The sequence below is a fragment of the Rhizorhapis suberifaciens genome, assembly GCF_014200045.1.
Lineage (GTDB): Bacteria > Pseudomonadota > Alphaproteobacteria > Sphingomonadales > Sphingomonadaceae > Rhizorhapis > Rhizorhapis suberifaciens.
Genome location: NZ_JACHOV010000010.1, coordinates 1 through 19,697, shown reverse-complemented (window position 1 = coordinate 19,697; position 19,697 = coordinate 1). Strand labels below are relative to the sequence as shown.

The following is a 19,697-nucleotide window of genomic DNA, read 5'->3' as shown; positions in this document are numbered from 1 at the left end:
CGTTCGTCCCGAGCGCAGTCGCCGGACGCTGGATTGGCAGCCCAGCATGTCTCGACTTCGCTCGTCACAAACGGAACTTGGGGTTGGGCTTCTCTCATTCCGCAGCTTCCTCCAGGCCTTCGGGCGGCATATTGTGGCCGAGCAGGCGAAGCACATCCGCCGCACATTCGATCACATTGCTGCCCGGGCCATAAATGCCCGCGACGCCCGCGTCACGCAGATACTGATAGTCCTGCGAAGGGATCACTCCGCCCGCCACAACCTTGATATCGGGCCGGCCGTTCTGTTGCAGCAACTGAATGAGCTGCGGTATCAACGTCTTGTGTCCCGCGGCAAGACTGGAAGCGCCAACCACGTCTACATCCTTTTCGAGCGCCAGGTATAGCGCTTCCTCGGGCGTCTGGAACAATGGCCCGCTCACCACCTCAAAGCCCATGTCCGAAAAGGCGGAGGCGATCACGTTGGCACCGCGATCATGTCCATCCTGGCCCATTTTCGCGACGAGCATACGGGGCTTTCGTCCCTTGCGGCGTTCGAATGCTTCGACACCGTCCACGACCCGGGTCCAACGACTGTCATCGGCATAAGCGCCGCCATAAACGCCCGATACAGGCTTGGGCACAGTATCATAGCGGCCAAAGACGTCTTCCATCGCCTTGCTGATCTCGCCCAGCGTCGCACGGACGCGAGCCGCCTTGACTGCCAGGTCGAGAAGATTGCCCTTGCCCCTCGCTCCCTCCGTCAGCGCGGAGAGCGCAGCCTGGCAGGCCGCCTCGTCACGGCCAGCCTTGACTTTCTTTATGCGTGCTATTTGGGCGTCACGGACCTTGTGGTTGTCCACCTCAAGTATTTCCAGGGCGTCTTCATTTTCCAGGCGGTATTTGTTTACGCCGACAATGACGTCCTCGCCCCGGTCGACGCGGGCCTGCCGTGCTGCGGCCGCTTCTTCGATCATTGCCTTGGGCCAGCCTGCCGCCACCGCTTTCGCCATGCCGCCTTCGGCTTCGACGCGCTCGATAATGTCCCAAGCCTTGTCGACCAGTTCCTTGGTAAGGGCCTCGATATAATAGCTGCCGCCCAGCGGATCGACGACATTGCACATGCCGCTTTCCTGCTGAATCACGATCTGCGTGTTGCGCGCGATGCGGGCGGAAAAATCCGTTGGCAAGGCAATCGCCTCATCCAGCGCATTGGTGTGAAGCGACTGCGTGCCGCCCAACATCGCGGCCATGGCCTCGATCGTCGTCCGAATGACGTTGTTATAGGGGTCCTGCTCCGTCAAGGACACGCCAGAGGTCTGGCAGTGTGTGCGCAGCATCTTGCTGCGTTCCTGCCTTGCGCCCAGCTCGGTCATGGCGCGATACCAAAGAGTCCGTGCGGCGCGCAGCTTCGCAACTTCCATGAAGAAATTCATGCCGATGGCGAAGAAGAAGCTCAAACGTCCAGCGAACTGATCGATATCAAGACCGGACGCCACGCCATATTTCACATATTCCATGCCGTCCGCGATGGTGAAGGCCAACTCCTGCACCTGCGTGGCTCCCGCCTCCTGCATATGATAGCCTGAGATGGAGATGGAGTTGAACTTCGGCATGTGCTCCGACGTGTAACCGAATATGTCGGAAATGATTCGCATCGACGGTTCAGGCGGATAGATATAGGTGTTGCGGACCATAAACTCTTTCAGAATATCGTTCTGAATGGTTCCGGAGAGCTTGTCCTGCGAAACGCCCTGCTCTTCCGCCGCGATGATATAGAAGGCGAGGACCGGGATCACTGCGCCGTTCATGGTCATGCTGACCGACATCTGGTCGAGCGGAATGCCGTCGAAGAGGATTTTCATGTCATCGATGGTATCGATGGCAACCCCTGCCTTACCCACGTCGCCGGTGACGCGCGGATGGTCGCTGTCATAGCCGCGATGAGTGGCAAGGTCGAATGCGACCGAAAGCCCCTTCTGACCCGCCGCCAGATTGCGGCGATAAAAGGCGTTGGATTCCTCCGCCGTCGAAAAGCCGGCATATTGTCGGATGGTCCAGGGCTGGCCCGCATACATGCTGGCGCGCACGCCACGCGTAAACGGCGCAAAGCCGGGCAAGCCAGGATCCAGGTCCTGCACATCGTCCGCCGTATATAGCGGCTTTACGTCAATGCCCTCTGGCGTGTGCCACGTAAGGTCGCGCCCTTTCACTTCCTTTTCGGAAAGCGTCTTCCATTCGTCGATCGTGCGTTTACCGGTCATCGCCTGCCCTCAAATTTGGCGGGACGCTTTGCCAGGAAGGCCTGCACGCCTTCCGCGAAATCCGCGCTACGTCCCGCGTCCCGCTGATGCCGGCATTCCATGTCCAGCGCCTGCGAGAATGTCGATTCCATCGCTTCTGTAAGACCCTTCCGGATCATGCCAAGCGCTCCAGTCGCTGAATTGGCAAGCCGTGTGGCCAACGTCTGAGCCTCGCTCCGAAGCACGTCGTCGTCCACGACCTTGTAGATCAAACCCCAGTTTTCAGCTCGTTCCGCGGGGATACGCTCGCCCAGCATCATCATCTGGGTGGCCCTGGCCCTACCGATCAGGCGAGGAAGCATCCACGTTACGCCGCCGTCGGGCACCAGGCCGATATTCACGAAGGCATGGAGGAAATAGGATGAGCGCGCGGCAACCACGAAATCGCATGCCAGCGCAAGCGACGTTCCGATGCCCGCACAAGGACCATGCACTGCCGCCACCATAGGCAGCGGCAAAGCCATGATCTTTTCCATCGCCGGATTGTAATGATGTTCCAGAAGCTCGCTGATGTCGTCGGGAAGCCCGCCCTCCATTTGCAGGTCGGTGCCGCTGCAAAAACCCTTGCCCGATCCAGTCAATATGGCGGCGCGCGCACCCTGCTGCGGTGCTGCGTAGAGCGCCGCGACAATCTCATCCATCATTTGGGGGATAAGGGCATTCAAACGATCGGGTCGGTTAAGCGCAATCGTCAAGACGCCATTGTCTACACCCGTCTGGATGAATTCATAGGTCATGACGCTGCTCCGTTCATACCGAGCGCAGTGCGGTGGAAGAAAGGAAAAGGATCAATGCCCGCTCCCCTGCGGCGTCTCCATCAGTTCGACCAGCACGCCGCCCATGTCCTTGGGATGCACAAAGATCACCGGCGTACCGTGGGCGCCAATGCGCGGCTCGCCCAGGACCTTTGCGCCTTTTGCCTCCATCTCGGCCTTGGCCGCATGGATGTCGGCAACCTCAAAACAGACATGATGTTGCCCGCCCTGAGGGTTCTTTTCCAGGAACTTGATAATGGGGCTGTTTTCGCCCAGCGGCTCGATCAACTCCACTTGGCAATTTGGTGTATCGACGAAACAAACGCGTACACCCTGAGGCGGCAGATCGAAGGGTTCATGGACCTTCGTCGCACCCAGGAGATTGACATACATCTCCACCGATTTCCCGATAGAAGGTGTCGCAATGCCGACATGATTGAGACGACCGATGCCCATCAGAGCTTTTCCACCACTATGGCGATACCCTGCCCACCGCCGATGCACATGGAGCAAAGGCCATATTTCCCGCCCGTACGCTCCAGTTCGTAAAGCGCTTTCACGGCCAATATTGCGCCCGTCGCGCCAATGGGGTGACCCAGCGAAATGCCGCTGCCATTGGGGTTGACCTTTTCGGGGTCAAAGCCAAGTTCCTGCGCAACTGCACAGGCCTGAGCAGCGAATGCTTCATTGCTTTCGATGATGTCGATATCCGCAAGCGAAAGCCCCGCCCGTTCGAGCGCAATAGGGATCGCCTTGACCGGACCTATACCCATGATGCCCGGTTCCACGCCCGCATGTCCCCAGGCGAGGATGCGGCCCATGGGCTTGAGGCCTCTTGTGTCCACTGCTTTTTGAGAAGCCAGCACGACCGCTGCGGCACCGTCATTAATGCCAGAAGCGTTGCCCGCCGTTACGGAGCCTTCCTTCTCAAAAGCCGGGCGCAACTTCTTTAAATCCTCGGCACTCACGTCGGTCCGAACATGCTCATCAGTATCAAAGACAGTGAAGCCCTTGCGGGTTTTGATCTCTATCGGCAGGATTTGCGAGTTGAACCGGCCTTCGGCCTGTGCCCTAGCAGCGCGCTCATGGCTGGTTACGGCAAGCGCGTCCTGCGCCTCACGCGTGATGTTGTACTTCTTCGCCACGTTTTCCGCGGTGATGCCCATATGAAAGCCTTCAAAGGGATCGCTCAGCACGGCCAGCATGGCGTCGATAGCGGCGACGTTCCCCATCTTGGTTCCCCAGCGGGCCGTCGTCAGCACATGGGGCGAAAGGCTCATATTCTCCGCTCCGCCGGCAACAGCAATGTCGCACTCACCCAGGGCAACCATCTGCGCCGACGAGATAATCGCCTGGAGGCCTGAGCCGCAAAGACGATTAACGGTCAGAGCGGGTGCTTGGACCGGAATGCCCGCATTCACGGCGGCGACGCGCGCAGAATAGGCATCCTTGGGTTCGGTCGGGATCACCTGCCCCATTACGACATGCCCGACATCCGACGGAGTCAGGCCAGCGCGGCTCACCGCCTCCGAAATCACCAAAGCGCCAAGTTTTGCAGGGGCCAAGTCCTTCAGGGAGCCGCCAAAGCTGCCGATAGCGGTCCGGACTCCGGAAAGGATGTAGACAGGTTCAGTAGTCATATCTTGACGTCTTTCAATTCAATCATGCAATCGCTGTTACAGCGGAATATTATCGTGCTTCTTCCACGGATTTTCGAGCGCCTTGTTGCGCAACTTCCGCAGGCCCAGCGCAATCCGGCGACGGGTCGAGTGCGGCTGGATAACCTCGTCGATGAAACCCTTGCTCGCCGCCACAAAGGGGTTGGCGAAGCGCGCCTCATACTCCTTGGTGCGATCGGCGATCTTGTCGGGGCAGTCCATATCCTGACGGAAAATGATCTCCACCGCACCTTTCGCGCCCATAACCGCAATTTCAGCGGTAGGCCATGCATAATTCAGGTCACCGCGCAGATGCTTGGATGACATAACGTCATAGGCGCCGCCATAGGCCTTGCGAGTAATGACCGTGATCTTGGGGACAGTCGCCTCCGCAAAGGCGAAGAGGAGCTTTGCCCCATGCTTGATGATGCCGTCATGCTCCTGGCCTACGCCAGGAAGAAAGCCGGGCACGTCCACGAAAGTGACGATCGGAATATTGAAGGCGTCGCAGAAACGCACGAAACGTCCCGCCTTCTTCGAGGCTTTAATATCAAGGCAGCCGGCCAATACCATGGGCTGATTGGCCACAATGCCGATGGTGCGGCCTTCGACCCGTCCAAAGCCGCAAATGATATTGCCTGCATGCGCCGGCTGAACTTCGAAGAAATCGCCTTCATCAACCGTTTTGCGGATCAGCTCGTGCATATCATAGGGCTGGTTGGCATTGGCCGGGATGAGCGCATCCAGGCTCTCCTCCATACGGTCCCATGCGTCCGCGGTCGGACGCTCCGGCACTTCCTCACGGTTTGAAAGCGGCAGGAAGTCGATAAAGTCGCGCGCGGCGAGCAATACCTCAATGTCGTTTTCGAAAGCCACGTCAGCCACACCGGATTTGGTTGTGTGAGTGACGGCGCCGCCAAGCTCTTCCTGAGTCACGATCTCATTTGTCACGGTCTTGACCACGTCAGGACCCGTCACGAACATATAGCTTGAATCTTTCACCATGAAGATGAAGTCGGTCATGGCCGGCGAATAGACCGCGCCACCCGCACAGGGCCCCATGATGAGCGAAAGCTGGGGCACAACGCCCGACGCAAGCACGTTGCGCTGGAACACCTCGGCATAGCCCGCGAGCGAGGCAACGCCTTCCTGAATGCGCGCGCCACCGGAGTCGTTCAACCCGATCACGGGCGCACCGACCTTCATCGCCATGTCCATGATCTTGCAGATCTTCTGAGCATGACGCTCCGACAGCGACCCGCCAAAGACAGTGAAGTCCTGGCTGAAGACATAAACCAGCCGACCATTGATCGTCCCCGATCCCGTCACTACGCCGTCCCCAGGAATCACCTGCTCGTGCATGCCGAAATCGACGCAATTATGTTCGACATACATGTCGAGTTCTTCGAACGACCCCTCATCGAGAAGGACGTCAAGCCGTTCTCGCGCGGTCAGCTTGCCCTTACTGTGCTGAGCAGCAATGCGCTTCTCACCGCCGCCAAGGCGAGCGCCTTCCCGTTTCGCTTCAAGTTGTTCGACGATCGCCTGCATATTCCGCATTTCCCTGCGTTAATCCGCCACAAGAAATGCTCCTTTTCAGCCTTTATGTCGTCATGCAAATGTAATTTTGCAAAAACGATATTTTACACTGCGCCGTGCCGTCACTTCATCAAAACCAACTCTTCGGCCATGCTGGGGTGCAACGCCATAGTGTTGTCGAAATCCTGTTTGGTAAGGCCCGCTTTCACGGCGATGGCCGCTGCCTGAAGAATTTCTGGAGCATCCGAACTGATCATGTGCAAGCCAATGACCTGCCCCGTGACGGCATTGCAGATCATCTTGTAGAGCCCCCGTTCATTACGGCCGGCCAGCACATTCTTCATCGACCGGAAGTCCGATGTGTAGACCTTGATGGATCCCACCTTGTTCCGTGCCTCGGCCTCGGTCATGCCTACGCCCGCCAGCGGAGGGTTGCTGAAGACCGCCGCCGGAATGCAGCTATAATCCACTATATGGGGATTGTCGCCAAAGACGGTGTCCGCGAAGGCCTGTCCTTCCCGGATGGCAACAGGGGTGAGTTGCACGCGGTTGGTCACGTCCCCAACGGCATAGATGCTTTCACAGCTCGACCGGCTATATTCATCTACCGGGATGGCGCCCTGTGCGTCGAGTTCAATGCCCGCATTGTCCAGGCCCAGCCCATCCGTCTTCGGCTTCCGTCCCGTGGCGAACAGCAGCATATCGCATTCGAGAGGCTCATGCCCTTTATTATAGACCAGAAGAGAGCCGTCTTCCTGCTTTACCACCTTTTCGAAGGGTGCGTTGAAGCGGAACTCAATGCCCTTCATCATGCTGATCTGCAGCAGCCGGTCGCGGATCTGCGCGTCGTAGCCGCGCAGCAGCTGGTCGGATCGATTGATCAGCGTCACATGACTGCCGAATTCATGGAAGATGCCAGCGAACTCGTTGGCGATATATCCTCCTCCGGCGATCACCACCCGCCTGGGCTGGGTTTCCAGGTGGAACACCTCGTTCGAAGTGATGCCATATTCCGCGCCCTCGCAATCAGGTGCCATCGGCCATGCGCCGACCGCGATCAGAATATATTTTGCGGTCACGGTGCGCCCGCTGGCAAGTTTGACCTGATGAGGTCCGGCCACGGTCGCCCGCTCGCGAATGATTTCGACCTTATGATTATCGAGCGTCTGGGTGTAGAGGCCGTTCAACCGATCGACCTCATCGAGAACATTGTTCCTTAATGTCGCCCAGTCGAACTTGCAGTCGGGCACGTCCCAACCGAACCGCTTGGCGTCCTGAAGATCCTCGGCGAAATGCGCTCCATAGACGAGCAGCTTCTTGGGCACACAGCCGCGAATGACACAGGTGCCGCCGACCCGATGCTCTTCGGCCACGGCCACTTTTGCGCCATGGGCGGCGGAAACGCGTGCGGCGCGTACGCCGCCCGATCCAGCGCCGATCACAAACAGGTCATAATCATATTCGCTCATATAGAAACTCCTGGTGCCGCCAGCGGATATGGCGGCTGATGCAGTGGCTTACAAATGGGTTTTGACTATCAGATTGATCGGGCAGATTGATCGGGCGCCTTGTTCGTCCGGATTTGCACTGTTAGGTCAGGCGGAGAAGTTCCTCATTACCTACTGCCCCAGATCTCAGAAATCCTTGATAAAAATCGCATCCCTTTCGTGCCAGCAGTGTCAGTTGCTGCTCGGTCTCGACACCTTCAGCCACCACGGAAAGGCCCAGCGATTTCGCCATGTCGATGACGCCGCCGACGATGATGCTGTCGCGTTCCGACCCTGCAATGTCCTTTGCCAAGGCGCTGTCGATCTTCAGATAATCGAGGGGCAGCGACTTCAGATAGGCAAGGCTGGAATATCCCGTACCGAAATCGTCAATCGCCACGCGCACTCCCGCCGCCTGCCATTTTGCCAATAGCGCCGAAGCGGCAGCCAGATCCTCGATAAGGCCGCTTTCGGTGATTTCCACGGTCAGCCGATCGTGCGGGAAACCACTGGCGCGCAGCCTTTCCATGAAGCGATCGAAATAATCTGGCTGGGCGATATCGGCGGCGGTGACGTTGATGGCAAGGCGAAGCGACGCCAGTCTCGCTGGCCAATGCGCCGCGACCTCCAGCGCCCGCATCTGGATGTGCGTCGATAGCGGAAGCAAATAATCGGATCGTTCGGCAGCCGCGAAAAGCGCACTCGCGCCCAGAGAGCCAAAGCGAGGATGGTTCCAGCGCGCCAGCGCCTCTACTCCCGTCAATGCGTCATCGGCCATCGCATATTGCGGCTGGAAGACGATTTCGATCTCCCCGCGGCTAACGGCGAGGCGAAGGTCGGTTTCCAACTGATCGTCATCGACCGCCAAACTGCGGTCGTCCCGAACACGCACTCGGACGCTCTGATTTTCCGATGCCTTCGCGTCCGCAAGTGCGGCCCCGGCGCGGCGGAGCAAACGGCCGGCATCGTCGCTGGCAAGCGGCTCGGCTATCCCGCATCGCGCTGTAAGGCGGATGAGATGATCGCCTGCACTAAATGGCCGGGCGACGGCTGCGATCAATCGGTGCGCCAGAAATGCGGCGCGCTCCGTCCCCTTCTCACGCGGCAGTCCGATGAGGAATTCGGTGCCGGCCACCCGCGCCAGCATTGCGCCGCTTCCTACCTCTTCTTCGACCAGTCTTTCGATTCGGCGGCCTACGCGTCCCAGCAAAGCATTGCCCGCCATATGACCATAGGCGGCATTCATGCGATCGAACTGGCTGATCGAGAGCAGAATAAGAGCCATGGTTTCCCCACGAGCAAGTTCGCGGTCGATCCACTTGTGCGCCGCCCTCCGGTTGGACAGCCCAGTCAGGTAATCCTTTTCCTCTGGCAATCGGCTTTCGCCATGGGGGAGAATTTCAATTTCCCCCGAAATGCTACCCCCCTCCGCATATAAATGATGCGCGACCCGCCTGTCGGGATCGCCGGGTAGGATATGCGCAAATGCTGCACCTGCGCCGCTGCGCACGACCTGCCGCGCCAGGCGTAGAGCGGCGCGGCGCTCGGCGGAAGGAAGAAACCGCAGGAGGTCTGCGGGCCTGATCAAGCTTTGTGCGATGCCAAAATGCTCTGCCAGGGCGGAACTGATAACCACGCGACCCGATCCGGCCTCATGGCGCCAGAACAGGCCGTCGCTGCGCTGGATGGCATTGCGGCTGCGCGTTTCCACCTGCCCGCCACCCAACCGCTCTACGTGCCGTTGTGCAAAGGCCAGCCCTAGGGCCAGCCGTTCGCCACTGACCTCATCGGCCAGATAATGGGTCGCCCCCGCAGTAAGCATCTCGGGTAACTGTGCGCTTTCGGACGGATCTACCAGCACCAGCAAGGCCCCGCCCATGGCCTCCACAGCTTCCGACAGAGCAGAAACAACGGGCAACGCTTTCCCTATGCCCCGTCTGGCATCGATTACGGCTACATGCGCTTGACTTCCTAGAAAGCGTTGTTCGACGCCTGCGGAACGGCGCGCCGCAACTGGACGCCAACCCGCCTCCTGCGCCAACGCCGAAAGCAGGTCCCTGTCGTGCGCTGAAAGAATGAACAGCGGCAAATGCGACGTCGTCGGTGTGGGCGCATCGGTATCGCCGCCCTCTTTTTGCCAGTCGGAAATGGCAGCTTGCCCCAATTTCAGATTCCGTTTCTTTTTATATGCCCGTACTTAATGCCAGAAAAACCTTTATGTCATCTATATGAATCAGCGGATTTCAGCGATGGCGTCTTCGCACCGATAACAAGCACAATTTTTGTCTTCGATCGGGAACCTTTCCCTCAGGCGCACGTTTTTATTTTCCACCTTATCGAGAGACAAGGTGGGAAGATGTCTGTCGAAAGAGAGAAATCTTCATGGGAGCCCCGCCGCGAGAGCGACGGGGCTTACTTGTTGGTGGCCTATTCACCTCCGCCTGATCAGCCGCCTCACTGGCGCCTGATATGGCGTTCCTTCGCCATAGGTATCTTCCAGGAACTTCCGAATTCCTTCAAGCTCATGTTCCGTCAGGTGCTCGATGCCTATAAATTCATTCCGAGCCGGTTCAGCCGCCCGGATCAGTTCGTCGAGCTTTGCCTGAATGGCGCTTGCGTCGCGATTTTGTGCGCTCTGGATCAGAAACACCATTAAAAAAGTAACGATAGTAGTTCCGGTATTGATGATGAGTTGCCAGGTGTCTGACCAATGAAAAAGCGGTCCCGTAATCCCCCACAGCAGAACAACGCCCAACGCCACAAGGAAGGCTTCGGGCCTTCCCACCATCATCGCAATATTTTGGGCAAAGCGGCTGAAGAAATGGTCCATGGCGCATCCTTACAGTTTATAAGCGCGTCAGCATGACCCAGTCGCCCGTGCTCGGCAACTATTCAACAACAATCATGCCCTTCATGCCAAAGCCGCTATGCAGGAAATGCGTACATTTAAGTTTGTAGCGCCCGGCCACGGGGGTCAGCGTCAGGTCGACGCTTGCGCCTTTTTTCACCTCCACCTTGCCTTTGTGGACAAGATGGGCGCTCGCGGGATCCAGTTGCGCCCGGCTGAAGAAATCGGGAGCCGCAAAATTATGCCCGCCCGACCCTTGGTTTGTGAGGCGCAGCACCGCTTTTTGCCCTGCCTCAAGCCGGATGGTCTTGGGCGAATAGCTGAAGTCTGCGAGAACCACCTCTATTCGAGACAAAGCAGCCGGCTGCGCTGTAGCTTGGCCTGCTAACGCCAATAATGCGATTGCTGGAACAAGAAGCGGGATAACCATGGCCCGATCCTCCTGTCGGCATATTAACATATCTGCGGTCGGCGCGACACCCATCCGCTTGCACCCTGCCGCTTACCGGGCGATCCAGCTGCGGGCCTTGTCCAGTTCGTCGAGCGCAAATGTTGCTACCTCGGCGGACATGACGCCCGCCATCATCTTTACTATTGGCTTGATCCAGCTCTTGTCAGTGACAATAGCAACCCGCGCTATGTCTTTCAGGTGGCGAAAGGACCAACCAAGATCCTCCCACCAGATGCCGGGGCTGAGCCAACCGATATCCCGTACGATCTCCAATACCGATATCTTGCCATTCGCCGCAATCAACTGGTCCATGTCGGTGATAAGCGTCCGATAACTTTTCGTATCGGCCGCACCATCTATTTCTATCTCTACAATGCCCTTCTTAGAATCCAGCCGATGGCTAAGCATGTGATTATCCCCTCTTTACGACCCGATTCGGGGGATTTTCCCCCGACGATTTTTAATTATTGTTTATTTATCAAATACTTGTGCCGTTGTGACAGGTTAAGGCTGCGCCGTCCACAATGATCATTGTCATGAAGCAATGAAGATAAAGAAGGGAAATATCATGCGCAATTTCATGCTTTCGCTCGCAGCGGCGTCGTTGGTCCTACCGGCGGCGGTGGCATTCTCATCCAGCGGTGCTCAGGCAAGGGATTACCGCTACAAGGAATGGCGCGGTCGGGATGGACGGACCTACTGCCGCAAATCGGACGGCACCGTGGGTCTGATCGTTGGCGGCGTGGGCGGCGCACTGGTTGGCCGTTCCATCGATACGCGCGGTGAACGCGCTACCGGCACCATTTTAGGCGCTGCCGCTGGCGCACTCATCGGCAAGGAAATCGACAGCAAGCGCCGCTGCCGCTAACCGGACGTTGGTAATAAAGGGCGAGCCGCAACGGTTTGCCCTTTTTCATTCATATGTTTCTTTCATATAACGCGTGCCGAGTTGCGCGCTTCGTGAGACGCAGCAATCATGCAATCGCAAATGCCCGTAAGAGCAATGCGCGCGCAATCGACGCGCTTGGGTTTTCGAATTTCGCATATAAGGCGAAATCGAATCGAGGAGACCTGAATGACCGTTGATTCCATGCTGTCTGACGACTTCAAACAGGCCATGCGCCGCTTGGCTACGACAATAGCGATCATAACCGCCGGGACGGGTGAGAAGTGGACGGGAATGGCGGCGACGGCTGTCATGTCGATAACGGCCGATCCGCCCACGCTCCTCGTCGCGGTAAATCGCACTGCGAGCCTGTCTCCCGTTCTCCAGGCGGAGCATTGCTTTTGCGTTAATCTGCTGGCCGAACGGCACCGCGACCTTGTGGGCGTGTTCAGTGGCGCCAAAAAAGGTGCAGCGCGTTTCGAGGATGGCGGTTGGATTGCATCGGAAGAAGGTCTCCCGGTTTTGCCTGACGCCGTCGCCAGTCTTTTCTGCACGACCCAAATGACCGTCGGCGTCGCAACGCATACCTTGTTCATTGGTCAAGTGCATCGCATTGTGAACCATCCCAGCATCGACCCGCTGATTTGGGTGGACGGCTCCTTTGGATCTGCACAGCGTATTTGACGGACGGCAACTAAACCCGGTCTCCGGCGCCCCCCTTGGAAGCGGCCTTCACTGCGCTTAAAGAAAAACCATGGCATTCGGCGCAGAATATAAAAAGCAACTGGAAGCACTTGCTGGGCGCGGGCGATTGCGTCGCCTGATCCCCCGCGAGGGCCGGGACTTTGCCTCTAACGATTATCTCGGCCTCTCCCATGATCCCTTCATCGCTCAGGCCATCGTCGACGCAGTAGAACGGGGCGTTCCCTTGGGCTCAGGAGGCTCGCGGCTCCTTCGCGGCAACGCTCCGGAACATGGGGCGCTGGAGGAAAAGGCCGCCCGCTTTTTCGGCAGCGAGGGCGCGCTTTATTTTTCCAGCGGATTTGCCGCCAATACAGCCCTGTTTTCCACTTTGCCGCAAAAGGGCGACCTGATCCTGGCCGACGAGCTCATTCACGCCAGTGCCCATGACGGCCTGCGCATGGCGCGGGCCGAATACAGATTCGCACGCCATAACGACGTAAACGCCTTTGAGGCCGCCATTCGGCAATGGCGGACGGAGGGCGGCCAAGGGCGCGTCTGGATCGCCTTTGAGACTCTCTACAGCATGGACGGAGACGTGGCTCCGATCAGCGGCTTCGCTAGCCTTGCGGCCGCCGAGGACGCCTGGCTGCTGCTTGATGAGGCGCATGCCACCGGCATATATGGACCCCAGGGCAAGGGCCTCGCCGCAGCCCTTGAGGGGCAGGACAATGTCGTTTCGCTGCACACCTGTGGCAAGGGACTGGGCGCGGAGGGTGCACTTGTCTGTGCATCGAAGACCGTCATCGATTATCTTGTCAACCGCGCGCGACCCTTCATCTTTTCGACCGCACCCTCTCCATTGATGGCAGTCGCTGTATCCGCTGCCCTCGACCGCGTCGCCGAAGCCGACGATCTGCGAGCGCGCCTAATGGACTTGCGTGCTCACGCCGACAAAGCAGTCTGCGAACGCTTTGGCCTCCCGTCTTCGAAGAGTCAGATCATTCCGGTAATCCTGGGTGAGGATAAGCGCACCATGCGCGTGGCGGAGACGTTACAGGCCGCAGGCTTCGATATAAGGGGCATCCGCCCACCCACTGTTCCACGCGGCACTTCTCGTTTGCGTCTTTCGCTCAATCTGAATGTGGATGAAAGCGACATCAGCGCTCTGGCCGAGGCAATGGCGAGAGCCATGGAGGCCAACCCGTGAGCGGCGCAATTGTTATCGCCGGGACCGATACGGGCATCGGCAAGACGGTCTTTGCGGCGGGACTCACGAGGGCCTTGGGCGGCTATTATTGGAAGCCGGTTCAAGCGGGCATGGAAGAGGGCACTGATAGCGAAACCGTCGCCCATCTATCCGGCCTGCCACTTCAGCATATTTTGCCCGAAGCCTACCGCCTTGCCACCCCCGCCTCCCCGCACCTCGCCGCGCGGCTTGACAATTTGGAGATCGATCCGGCCCGTTTGGTCCTCCCGTCGGCTGACGGTCCGCTCATCATTGAGGCCGCAGGTGGCGTACTCGTACCGCTAACCGACGATCTGCTTTACGCCGACCAGCTCGCGCGCTGGCAGTCGCCGGTCATCATTTGCGCCCGAACAGGATTGGGCACAATCAACCACAGCCTGCTAACGGTTGAGGCGCTTCGTTCCCGCGGCGTACCTTTGGTGGGGATCATTTTCATCGGCGATGGGCACGAGGAAAATCAACGGATCGTGCCAAGGCTTGCCAGGGTGCCTTCGCTAGGCCGGTTGCCAATGGTCGATCCGCTGGATAGCGAGACGTTGGCAAGGGCGATTCGGGAAAATATCGATCTGGCCGCGATAAGGGCGGCGTTATGATCCGCTCCGCCGATAACGCTAGACGGCAAGTATTGCGGTCTCTCAAATGCAGGTTCTGCGTATGACTTCGCCCATCTGGCACCCCTTTACCCAGCACGGCTTGCAGGAGCCGATACCTACCGTTGTTCGGGCCGAAGGGGCCCTCCTTCACTGCGCTGACGGCTCTACCCTGATAGACGGCATTTCAAGCTGGTGGGTGACGACGCACGGACATTGCCATCCGCGCATCATGGCGGCCATCACCCAGCAAGCGCAGAAGCTCGACCAGGTGATCTTTGCCGGTTACACCCATGAACCGGCCGAAGAGGTCGCCCGCCGCGTCATCGACATCGCTCCTGCTGGCCTCACCCGCGTCTTCTTCTCCGATAGCGGCTCGACCAGTGTGGAGGTCGCCTTGAAAATGGCGCTCGGCTATTGGCACAACCGCCGCGAGCCGCGCCGACGCATATTGGTGCTCGAACACAGCTATCATGGGGACACCATTGGTACGATGTCGGTGGGTGAACGGGGCGTTTTCAACCGCCCCTACGCCCCGCTGCTCTTTGATGTCGGAACCATACCCTTCCCGACGCTGGGTCGAGAACAGCTTGCGCTCGACGCACTGGAACAGGCTTGCAAGGGCGATGAACCTCCCGCCGCCTTCATCGTTGAACCGCTGATCCTGGGCGCGGGCGGCATGCTGATCTACGGGCCCGAAACGCTAAAGGCGATGCGCGAAATCTGCGCGCGGCATAATGTCCTCTTCATCGCCGATGAAGTGATGACAGGGTGGGGTCGCACAGGCACGCTGTTCGCTTGCGAGCAGGCGGGTATTTCCCCCGATATCATGTGTTTGTCGAAGGGGCTGACTGGCGGCTCAATCCCCCTTGCCGTCACCCTTGCGAATGATCCCATTTTCGAAGCGCATTATTCGACCGACCGGCGAGACCTTTTCTACCATTCCAGCAGCTACACAGCTAATCCGATCGCATGTGCAGCGGCCGCCGCCAATCTCGCCATCTGGCGGGAAGAGGACGTGCTCGGACGCATCGCAAAGCTTTCCAGCCAAATGCGGAGTTTGATGACCCGGTTTGACGATGGTCTGCATTTCGAAAACAGCCGCCAGATCGGCGCGATCGCAGCGCTCGACATAAAGACGGAACGTTCAGGCTATCTGTCTGATGTGGCCCCGCAGCTCCGCGATTTCTTCCTGAAACGCGGTATCTTGCTGCGGCCGCTCGGCAATAGCATTTATGCTATGCCGCCCTATGCCATCGGCGAGGACTCCCTCGAAATATTGTTCGACGCTATCACCGAGGCTGGTCAAGTCTTCGTCCGCTGACGAAAGCTTGCGGCACAGCTTTTCATTTGGGCAATTTGGCGCTATGGCGGCGCGATTTTTGAATTTATCGGGATTTTATGGCGAAAGAAGAACTGCTTGAAATGCGCGGACAGGTTGTGGAGCTTCTCCCCAACGCCATGTTTCGCGTGAAACTGGAAAATGATCATGAAATTCTTGGTCACACCGCCGGCAAGATGCGCAAGAACCGCATCCGCGTGCTGGTAGGCGACGAAGTTCTCGTTGAACTCACCCCCTATGATCTCACCAAGGGCCGGATCACCTACCGGTTCAAGTGAGGGTTCTACCTGGCAGAAACCCTGTCTCCTGCGAAAGCAAGGGCCCGGAGTTTAGCAAAACTGGATCTGTCGCACCTTTGGTATCCGCATTCGCCGGATAGGTAGTTGGTAAATCATGCCCATGCGCCTGATCCTTGCCTCATCATCCCCTCGCCGCCTTGATCTGCTGGCGCAGATTGGCGTCACCCCGGATGTGGTTGATCCCGCCGATATCGACGAAACCGTGCTGAAGGGTGAGCGCCCCGAAAGTCACGCCCGGAGATTATCGATGGAAAAGGCCACCGCCGTAGCCAACCGCCACCCAGGCGCGCTCATTCTATCGGGGGACACCGTCGTCGCGGCAGGCCACCGAATTCTGCCAAAGGCAGAGACGGAAGACCAGGCACGTGAATGTCTCAACCTCCTTTCAGGCCGACGCCACCGTGTTCACAGCGCGATTACGCTGATCGGTGCGGAAGGCCGCATTCACCATCGGCTTTCAACCAGCATGGTCACGTTCAAGCGACTCCATCCGGCTGAAATTGACAGCTATCTCGTAAGTGGCGAATGGCACGGGAAAGCGGGCGGCTATGCCATTCAGGGTCGTGCGGCGGGCCTTATCCGCAATTTATCAGGCAGTCACAGCGGCGTGGTCGGCTTGCCGCTGATGGAAGTGCGTTCATTACTTGTCGCTGAAGGCTATCTGCATGTCTGAATGGCTCTATGAAGAAGGCATAGGCGAAAACCGGGCAGCGCTCGTTCACAAGGGCGAGATCCTTGAGGCCCATGTCGAGCGGGAAGGCAAGCGCGCCCTCGCGGCCGCAATCGTTTCGGGGCGCCTGATCCGCACAATAATACCGCGGCGAAGAGGCATCGTTCGCTTCGACAGCGGTGAGGAAGCCCTCTTGGAACCCATTCCGCCAAAGCTGGCTGAGGGAGCTACCCTTTTGGCAGAAGTGCTTCGTGAACGCATTGGCGAGGAGGGGCGCGACAAACTCGCCAAGATTCGTGTGGCCCCGGCCGGGTCTAAACCGCGCCCCGGTCCCGCTCTCTATCAGCGCATTTCTTCGACCGATCAGCCTGTAACCCCCTGCCCCGCCTACGAGCCTGACCGGCTGGAGGAACATGGCTGGGGCGAGTTGATGGAAGAAGCGATGACGGGCGAAGTTGGGACTGAAGCAGCGTCGCTCCGGATATTCCTTACCCCAGCCATGACGCTGATCGACGTCGACGGCAGCCTGCCTCCTGCGCAGCTTGGGCCCAAGGGCGCGGCATTGGCCGCAAAGGCGATCAGCCGCATGGGAATCACTGGTTCCATCGGCATCGATCTTCCGACCATGAACAACCGGGACGAGCGGCAGATTGCCGCCAATCTTTTCGATAAGCACTTACCGCAGCCCTTTGAACGCACGGCAGTCAACGGCTTTGGGTTCCTGCAGGCGATCCGCAAACGCGAGCGCCCCTCGCTGCCCGAAATCCTGCGTGAGGATCCCGTTCTTACCGCCGCGCTGGCGCTGCTCCGTCGCGGGGAACGCCATGGCAATGGCGGCGCCGTGACCCTTGTAGGCGCGCCCGCCGTCATTGCGCGGCTGCGCAAGGCGAAGGACTGGCTCGACCTGCTTGAGCGCCGCCGGGGTGGCCCCGTTGCCTTGCGCCCGGACGAGAGCCTCTCCATATCCGGCTTCCATGCAGAATAGGAAATCCAAATCCAACGATTGTCCGGTCTGCGGGCAGACTGCCACGGCGGATTTTCGCCCTTTCTGCAGCCGCGGCTGCCGCGATCGCGACCTCCTCAACTGGCTTGGCGAAGGCTATAAGGTCCCCGGCCCATCTACGCGCGAAGATGGAGAAGTTCAGGACGAAAATGGGGTAGACAACGCCCCTTAGCCCCGCCTATAGGCACGGCTCCTGACGCGCTCGCGGATTCACGCGGCAGCGCTCCAAAGCCCGGGTAGCTCAGTTGGTAGAGCATGCGACTGAAAATCGCAGTGTCGGCGGTTCGATCCCGTCCCCGGGCACCATTTTCGATGACTTAAATGTAATGCGTTAAAAGCGTGGGCTTCGTTTAACAACAATGGAACCATGCAGGCTTTCCGAACGGCAAGCGGTGCTGCACCCAGGCGCCAATTCCGCTGCCTTAACCAAAATTTTTATCCGCTCCGTCATGGTCCCGTTGATGATTCGAGCGGGTGACAGTGGAATATGAATGCATATCAGGGAAAGATGAGGGTTGACGTCAGCGACGGAGCTTTCAGCCAATATCCCGCTCCTGAAGATATGATCGTGTTGAAGCCGGAGTTCGGCATCCGCTTCACCCTGTTCATCGATACCGAGGAAGAGTTTGACTGGCACCAGCCCTTTTCCAGAACCGGCCATAGCGTCGACAGCTTGAAAGGTCTTGCCGAAGGACAGGCGTTTTTGAATGGCGCCGGGATCAGGCCGGTTCACATGGTTGACTATCCCATTCTGGAAAGCCCCGCGGCGGTCGAATTGTTGAAGGCGTGGGTAAATGAAGGTCGTTGCGACGCTGGCGCTCAACTCCATCCCTGGGTCAATCCGCCGCATGAGGAGGAGGTGACCGTCGCCAACAGCTATGTCGGCACGCTGCCTGAAGCGCTGGAACGCGCCAAGATACGAGCCCTGCGGGACCGCATAGCGCAAGAGTTGGGCGAAACGCCTGTCAGCTTTCGCGCCGGGCGCTATGGCGTGGGGCCGAACAGCGCCCGGTTGCTTGAGGAGGAGGGCTTCCTGCTCGACAGTTCGGTCCGGTCACTTTTCAATTATCGTTCGCAAATGGGGCCGGATTTCTACCACCTTCCGCCAGTACCCTATTGGGCCGGGCCGGAACGCAAGCTGGTGGAACTGCCGCTTTCGACCACTTTTACTGGCCAACTTCGTTCCTTCGGGCGGCCGCTTTACAAGCTGGCGCAGCAGTTCGGGCCCCTCCCCGGCGCGCTTTCAAAGTTGGGAATGCTCAGCCGCGTGGCGCTGACGCCAGAGGGCATTTCGCCTGAGGACGCCGTCCAGGCAATCGACGGGATGATCGAGGATGGCGTGCGGGTGCTGAACCTGTCATTCCACTCGCCCTCGCTGGAGCCCGGATATACGCCCTATGTCCGGGACGAAGCGGATCTGCGGGAATTCTATCGCTGGTGGGACGTGGTGCTCAACCATTTGGCGCGCCACGGAGTGCGGGCGGCTTCGCTTGGCGAATTGCTGGCGGCCGTTCCTCGGCGCAAAGCCTTATAAGCACTTGCATTGGCGTGCACCCGTCCGCTATCGGACGGCATTCAACTGGTGGGGGCCTGTAGCTCAACGGTAGAGCCGGCCGCTCATAACGGCTAGGTTGGGGGTTCGAATCCCTCCGGGCCCACCAATTTCACTCCAGCCCGATTCACGCAGCATTGCGGCAAGTTCATCAGTTCTTTTGGGGCTGTGCCTTTTCCAGTTGCCATTGGCACCACAGGGCGGCTAAGGCGCTCATCGACCTCGGGGAGTAGCGCAGCCTGGTAGCGCATCTGGTTTGGGACCAGAGGGTCGCAGGTTCGAATCCTGTCTCCCCGACCATTTCTTTGGTGTGTCCGGCCCGGACACATAGGTAACAGAATGTACCTAAGACATGGGTGACAACCTCGCGCCGAACGGGTTGTCGATGGTCTGCAATGTTTTCTGC

The 19,697-nt window shown here is 58.7% G+C and carries 20 protein-coding genes and 3 tRNA genes; 13 read left to right on the top strand and 10 right to left on the bottom strand.

Annotation, left to right across the window (positions count from 1 at the left end):
• Positions 1 to 94: 94 nt before the first annotated feature.
• From scpA to HNQ99_RS12530, 10 genes are all read right to left on the bottom strand, one after another.
• Positions 95 to 2,242, bottom strand: coding sequence for a methylmalonyl-CoA mutase (gene scpA, locus HNQ99_RS12575; RefSeq protein WP_184476083.1), 2,148 nt, complete (start codon positions 2,240 to 2,242; stop codon positions 95 to 97).
• Positions 2,239 to 3,018: an enoyl-CoA hydratase-related protein gene (locus HNQ99_RS12570; protein WP_184476080.1), complete on the bottom strand. Its 780-nt coding sequence runs from the start codon at positions 3,016 to 3,018 to the stop codon at positions 2,239 to 2,241. Before HNQ99_RS12570 ends, scpA begins: the two co-directional genes overlap by 4 nt.
• Before the next feature lie 51 nt (positions 3,019 to 3,069).
• Positions 3,070 to 3,492 (bottom strand): methylmalonyl-CoA epimerase, encoded by a 423-nt coding sequence (gene mce / locus HNQ99_RS12565; RefSeq protein WP_184476077.1) that lies wholly within the window; start codon positions 3,490 to 3,492, stop codon positions 3,070 to 3,072.
• Positions 3,492 to 4,676, bottom strand: a complete 1,185-nt coding sequence (bktB, locus tag HNQ99_RS12560; RefSeq protein ID WP_184476074.1) for a beta-ketothiolase BktB — start codon at positions 4,674 to 4,676, stop codon at positions 3,492 to 3,494. Before bktB ends, mce begins: the two co-directional genes overlap by 1 nt.
• 36 nt (positions 4,677 to 4,712) lie before the next feature.
• Positions 4,713 to 6,245 (bottom strand): acyl-CoA carboxylase subunit beta, encoded by a 1,533-nt coding sequence (locus HNQ99_RS12555; protein ID WP_184476071.1) that lies wholly within the window; start codon positions 6,243 to 6,245, stop codon positions 4,713 to 4,715.
• Between the two features lie 110 nt (positions 6,246 to 6,355).
• The gene (gene gorA, locus HNQ99_RS12550) at positions 6,356 to 7,702 is read right to left on the bottom strand and encodes a glutathione-disulfide reductase (protein ID WP_184476068.1); all 1,347 of its coding nucleotides are present in this window, start codon (positions 7,700 to 7,702) and stop codon (positions 6,356 to 6,358) included.
• A gap of 121 nt (positions 7,703 to 7,823) precedes the next feature.
• Positions 7,824 to 9,884: a putative bifunctional diguanylate cyclase/phosphodiesterase gene (locus tag HNQ99_RS12545; protein ID WP_246414944.1), complete on the bottom strand. Its 2,061-nt coding sequence runs from the start codon at positions 9,882 to 9,884 to the stop codon at positions 7,824 to 7,826.
• 267 nt (positions 9,885 to 10,151) lie between these two features.
• A complete protein-coding gene (locus tag HNQ99_RS12540) occupies positions 10,152 to 10,550 on the bottom strand; it encodes a low affinity iron permease family protein (protein ID WP_184476065.1) in 399 nt (132 codons plus the stop codon).
• A 58-nt stretch (positions 10,551 to 10,608) separates the two neighbouring features.
• Positions 10,609 to 10,998, bottom strand: a complete 390-nt coding sequence (locus tag HNQ99_RS12535) for a cupredoxin domain-containing protein (protein WP_184476063.1) — start codon at positions 10,996 to 10,998, stop codon at positions 10,609 to 10,611.
• Between the two features lie 72 nt (positions 10,999 to 11,070).
• Positions 11,071 to 11,427: a SpoIIAA family protein gene (locus HNQ99_RS12530; RefSeq protein WP_184476060.1), complete on the bottom strand. Its 357-nt coding sequence runs from the start codon at positions 11,425 to 11,427 to the stop codon at positions 11,071 to 11,073.
• Positions 11,428 to 11,587: 160 nt separating this feature from the next.
• Between HNQ99_RS12530 and HNQ99_RS12525 the strand changes: the two genes are divergently transcribed.
• The 13 genes from HNQ99_RS12525 (at position 11,588) to HNQ99_RS12465 (ending at position 19,591) form a co-directional block, all read left to right on the top strand.
• Entirely contained in the window at positions 11,588 to 11,887 is a 300-nt protein-coding gene (locus HNQ99_RS12525) for a glycine zipper 2TM domain-containing protein (protein ID WP_184476056.1), read from the top strand.
• A 207-nt stretch (positions 11,888 to 12,094) separates the two neighbouring features.
• Positions 12,095 to 12,589 carry a flavin reductase family protein gene (locus HNQ99_RS12520; RefSeq protein WP_184476053.1) on the top strand — a complete coding sequence of 165 codons (495 nt, stop codon included), beginning with the start codon at positions 12,095 to 12,097 and terminating at the stop codon, positions 12,587 to 12,589.
• 70 nt (positions 12,590 to 12,659) lie between these two features.
• Positions 12,660 to 13,796 (top strand): 8-amino-7-oxononanoate synthase, encoded by a 1,137-nt coding sequence (locus tag HNQ99_RS12515; RefSeq protein WP_184476050.1) that lies wholly within the window; start codon positions 12,660 to 12,662, stop codon positions 13,794 to 13,796.
• Positions 13,793 to 14,428, top strand: a complete 636-nt coding sequence (gene bioD, locus HNQ99_RS12510; RefSeq protein ID WP_184476047.1) for a dethiobiotin synthase — start codon at positions 13,793 to 13,795, stop codon at positions 14,426 to 14,428. Before HNQ99_RS12515 ends, bioD begins: the two co-directional genes overlap by 4 nt.
• A gap of 61 nt (positions 14,429 to 14,489) precedes the next feature.
• A complete protein-coding gene (locus tag HNQ99_RS12505) occupies positions 14,490 to 15,749 on the top strand; it encodes an adenosylmethionine--8-amino-7-oxononanoate transaminase (protein ID WP_184476044.1) in 1,260 nt (419 codons plus the stop codon).
• Between the two features lie 77 nt (positions 15,750 to 15,826).
• Positions 15,827 to 16,045: a translation initiation factor IF-1 gene (gene infA, locus HNQ99_RS12500; RefSeq protein ID WP_010162480.1), complete on the top strand. Its 219-nt coding sequence runs from the start codon at positions 15,827 to 15,829 to the stop codon at positions 16,043 to 16,045.
• A gap of 121 nt (positions 16,046 to 16,166) precedes the next feature.
• A complete protein-coding gene (locus HNQ99_RS12495; protein WP_184476470.1) occupies positions 16,167 to 16,739 on the top strand; it encodes a Maf family protein in 573 nt (190 codons plus the stop codon).
• Complete coding sequence (locus HNQ99_RS12490) at positions 16,732 to 17,721, top strand: ribonuclease E/G family protein (protein ID WP_184476041.1); 990 nt, start codon at positions 16,732 to 16,734, stop codon at positions 17,719 to 17,721. Before HNQ99_RS12495 ends, HNQ99_RS12490 begins: the two co-directional genes overlap by 8 nt.
• Positions 17,711 to 17,911, top strand: coding sequence for a DNA gyrase inhibitor YacG (locus HNQ99_RS12485; RefSeq protein WP_184476038.1), 201 nt, complete (start codon positions 17,711 to 17,713; stop codon positions 17,909 to 17,911). The genes HNQ99_RS12490 and HNQ99_RS12485 overlap by 11 nt, the downstream gene beginning before the upstream one ends.
• 58 nt (positions 17,912 to 17,969) lie before the next feature.
• A tRNA-Phe gene (locus tag HNQ99_RS12480) sits at positions 17,970 to 18,045 on the top strand.
• Positions 18,046 to 18,247: 202 nt separating this feature from the next.
• Entirely contained in the window at positions 18,248 to 19,273 is a 1,026-nt protein-coding gene (locus tag HNQ99_RS12475; protein ID WP_184476035.1) for a polysaccharide deacetylase family protein, read from the top strand.
• A gap of 52 nt (positions 19,274 to 19,325) precedes the next feature.
• Positions 19,326 to 19,400, top strand: a tRNA-Ile gene (locus tag HNQ99_RS12470).
• 114 nt (positions 19,401 to 19,514) lie between these two features.
• Positions 19,515 to 19,591: transfer RNA gene (locus HNQ99_RS12465), tRNA-Pro, on the top strand.
• Positions 19,592 to 19,697 lie beyond the last annotated feature (106 nt).

Excerpts from the sequence above, each read along its gene's own strand:
- HNQ99_RS12535 (WP_184476063.1), bottom strand. The coding sequence starts at position 10,998 with ATGGTTATCCCGCTTCTTGTTCCAGCAATCGCATTATTGGCGTTAGCA.
- bktB (WP_184476074.1), bottom strand. The coding sequence starts at position 4,676 with ATGACTACTGAACCTGTCTACATCCTTTCCGGAGTCCGGACCGCTATC.
- gorA (WP_184476068.1), bottom strand. The coding sequence starts at position 7,702 with ATGAGCGAATATGATTATGACCTGTTTGTGATCGGCGCTGGATCGGGC.
- HNQ99_RS12525 (WP_184476056.1), top strand. The coding sequence starts at position 11,588 with ATGCGCAATTTCATGCTTTCGCTCGCAGCGGCGTCGTTGGTCCTACCG.
- HNQ99_RS12495 (WP_184476470.1), top strand. The coding sequence starts at position 16,167 with ATGCGCCTGATCCTTGCCTCATCATCCCCTCGCCGCCTTGATCTGCTG.
- HNQ99_RS12555 (WP_184476071.1), bottom strand. The coding sequence starts at position 6,245 with ATGCAGGCGATCGTCGAACAACTTGAAGCGAAACGGGAAGGCGCTCGC.
- HNQ99_RS12520 (WP_184476053.1), top strand. The coding sequence starts at position 12,095 with ATGACCGTTGATTCCATGCTGTCTGACGACTTCAAACAGGCCATGCGC.
- HNQ99_RS12570 (WP_184476080.1), bottom strand. The coding sequence starts at position 3,018 with ATGACCTATGAATTCATCCAGACGGGTGTAGACAATGGCGTCTTGACG.
- HNQ99_RS12490 (WP_184476041.1), top strand. The coding sequence starts at position 16,732 with ATGTCTGAATGGCTCTATGAAGAAGGCATAGGCGAAAACCGGGCAGCG.
- HNQ99_RS12485 (WP_184476038.1), top strand. The coding sequence starts at position 17,711 with ATGCAGAATAGGAAATCCAAATCCAACGATTGTCCGGTCTGCGGGCAG.
- HNQ99_RS12475 (WP_184476035.1), top strand. The coding sequence starts at position 18,248 with ATGAGGGTTGACGTCAGCGACGGAGCTTTCAGCCAATATCCCGCTCCT.
- scpA (WP_184476083.1), bottom strand. The coding sequence starts at position 2,242 with ATGACCGGTAAACGCACGATCGACGAATGGAAGACGCTTTCCGAAAAG.
- HNQ99_RS12540 (WP_184476065.1), bottom strand. The coding sequence starts at position 10,550 with ATGGACCATTTCTTCAGCCGCTTTGCCCAAAATATTGCGATGATGGTG.
- HNQ99_RS12515 (WP_184476050.1), top strand. The coding sequence starts at position 12,660 with ATGGCATTCGGCGCAGAATATAAAAAGCAACTGGAAGCACTTGCTGGG.
- infA (WP_010162480.1), top strand. The coding sequence starts at position 15,827 with ATGGCGAAAGAAGAACTGCTTGAAATGCGCGGACAGGTTGTGGAGCTT.
- HNQ99_RS12530 (WP_184476060.1), bottom strand. The coding sequence starts at position 11,427 with ATGCTTAGCCATCGGCTGGATTCTAAGAAGGGCATTGTAGAGATAGAA.
- HNQ99_RS12505 (WP_184476044.1), top strand. The coding sequence starts at position 14,490 with ATGACTTCGCCCATCTGGCACCCCTTTACCCAGCACGGCTTGCAGGAG.
- mce (WP_184476077.1), bottom strand. The coding sequence starts at position 3,492 with ATGGGCATCGGTCGTCTCAATCATGTCGGCATTGCGACACCTTCTATC.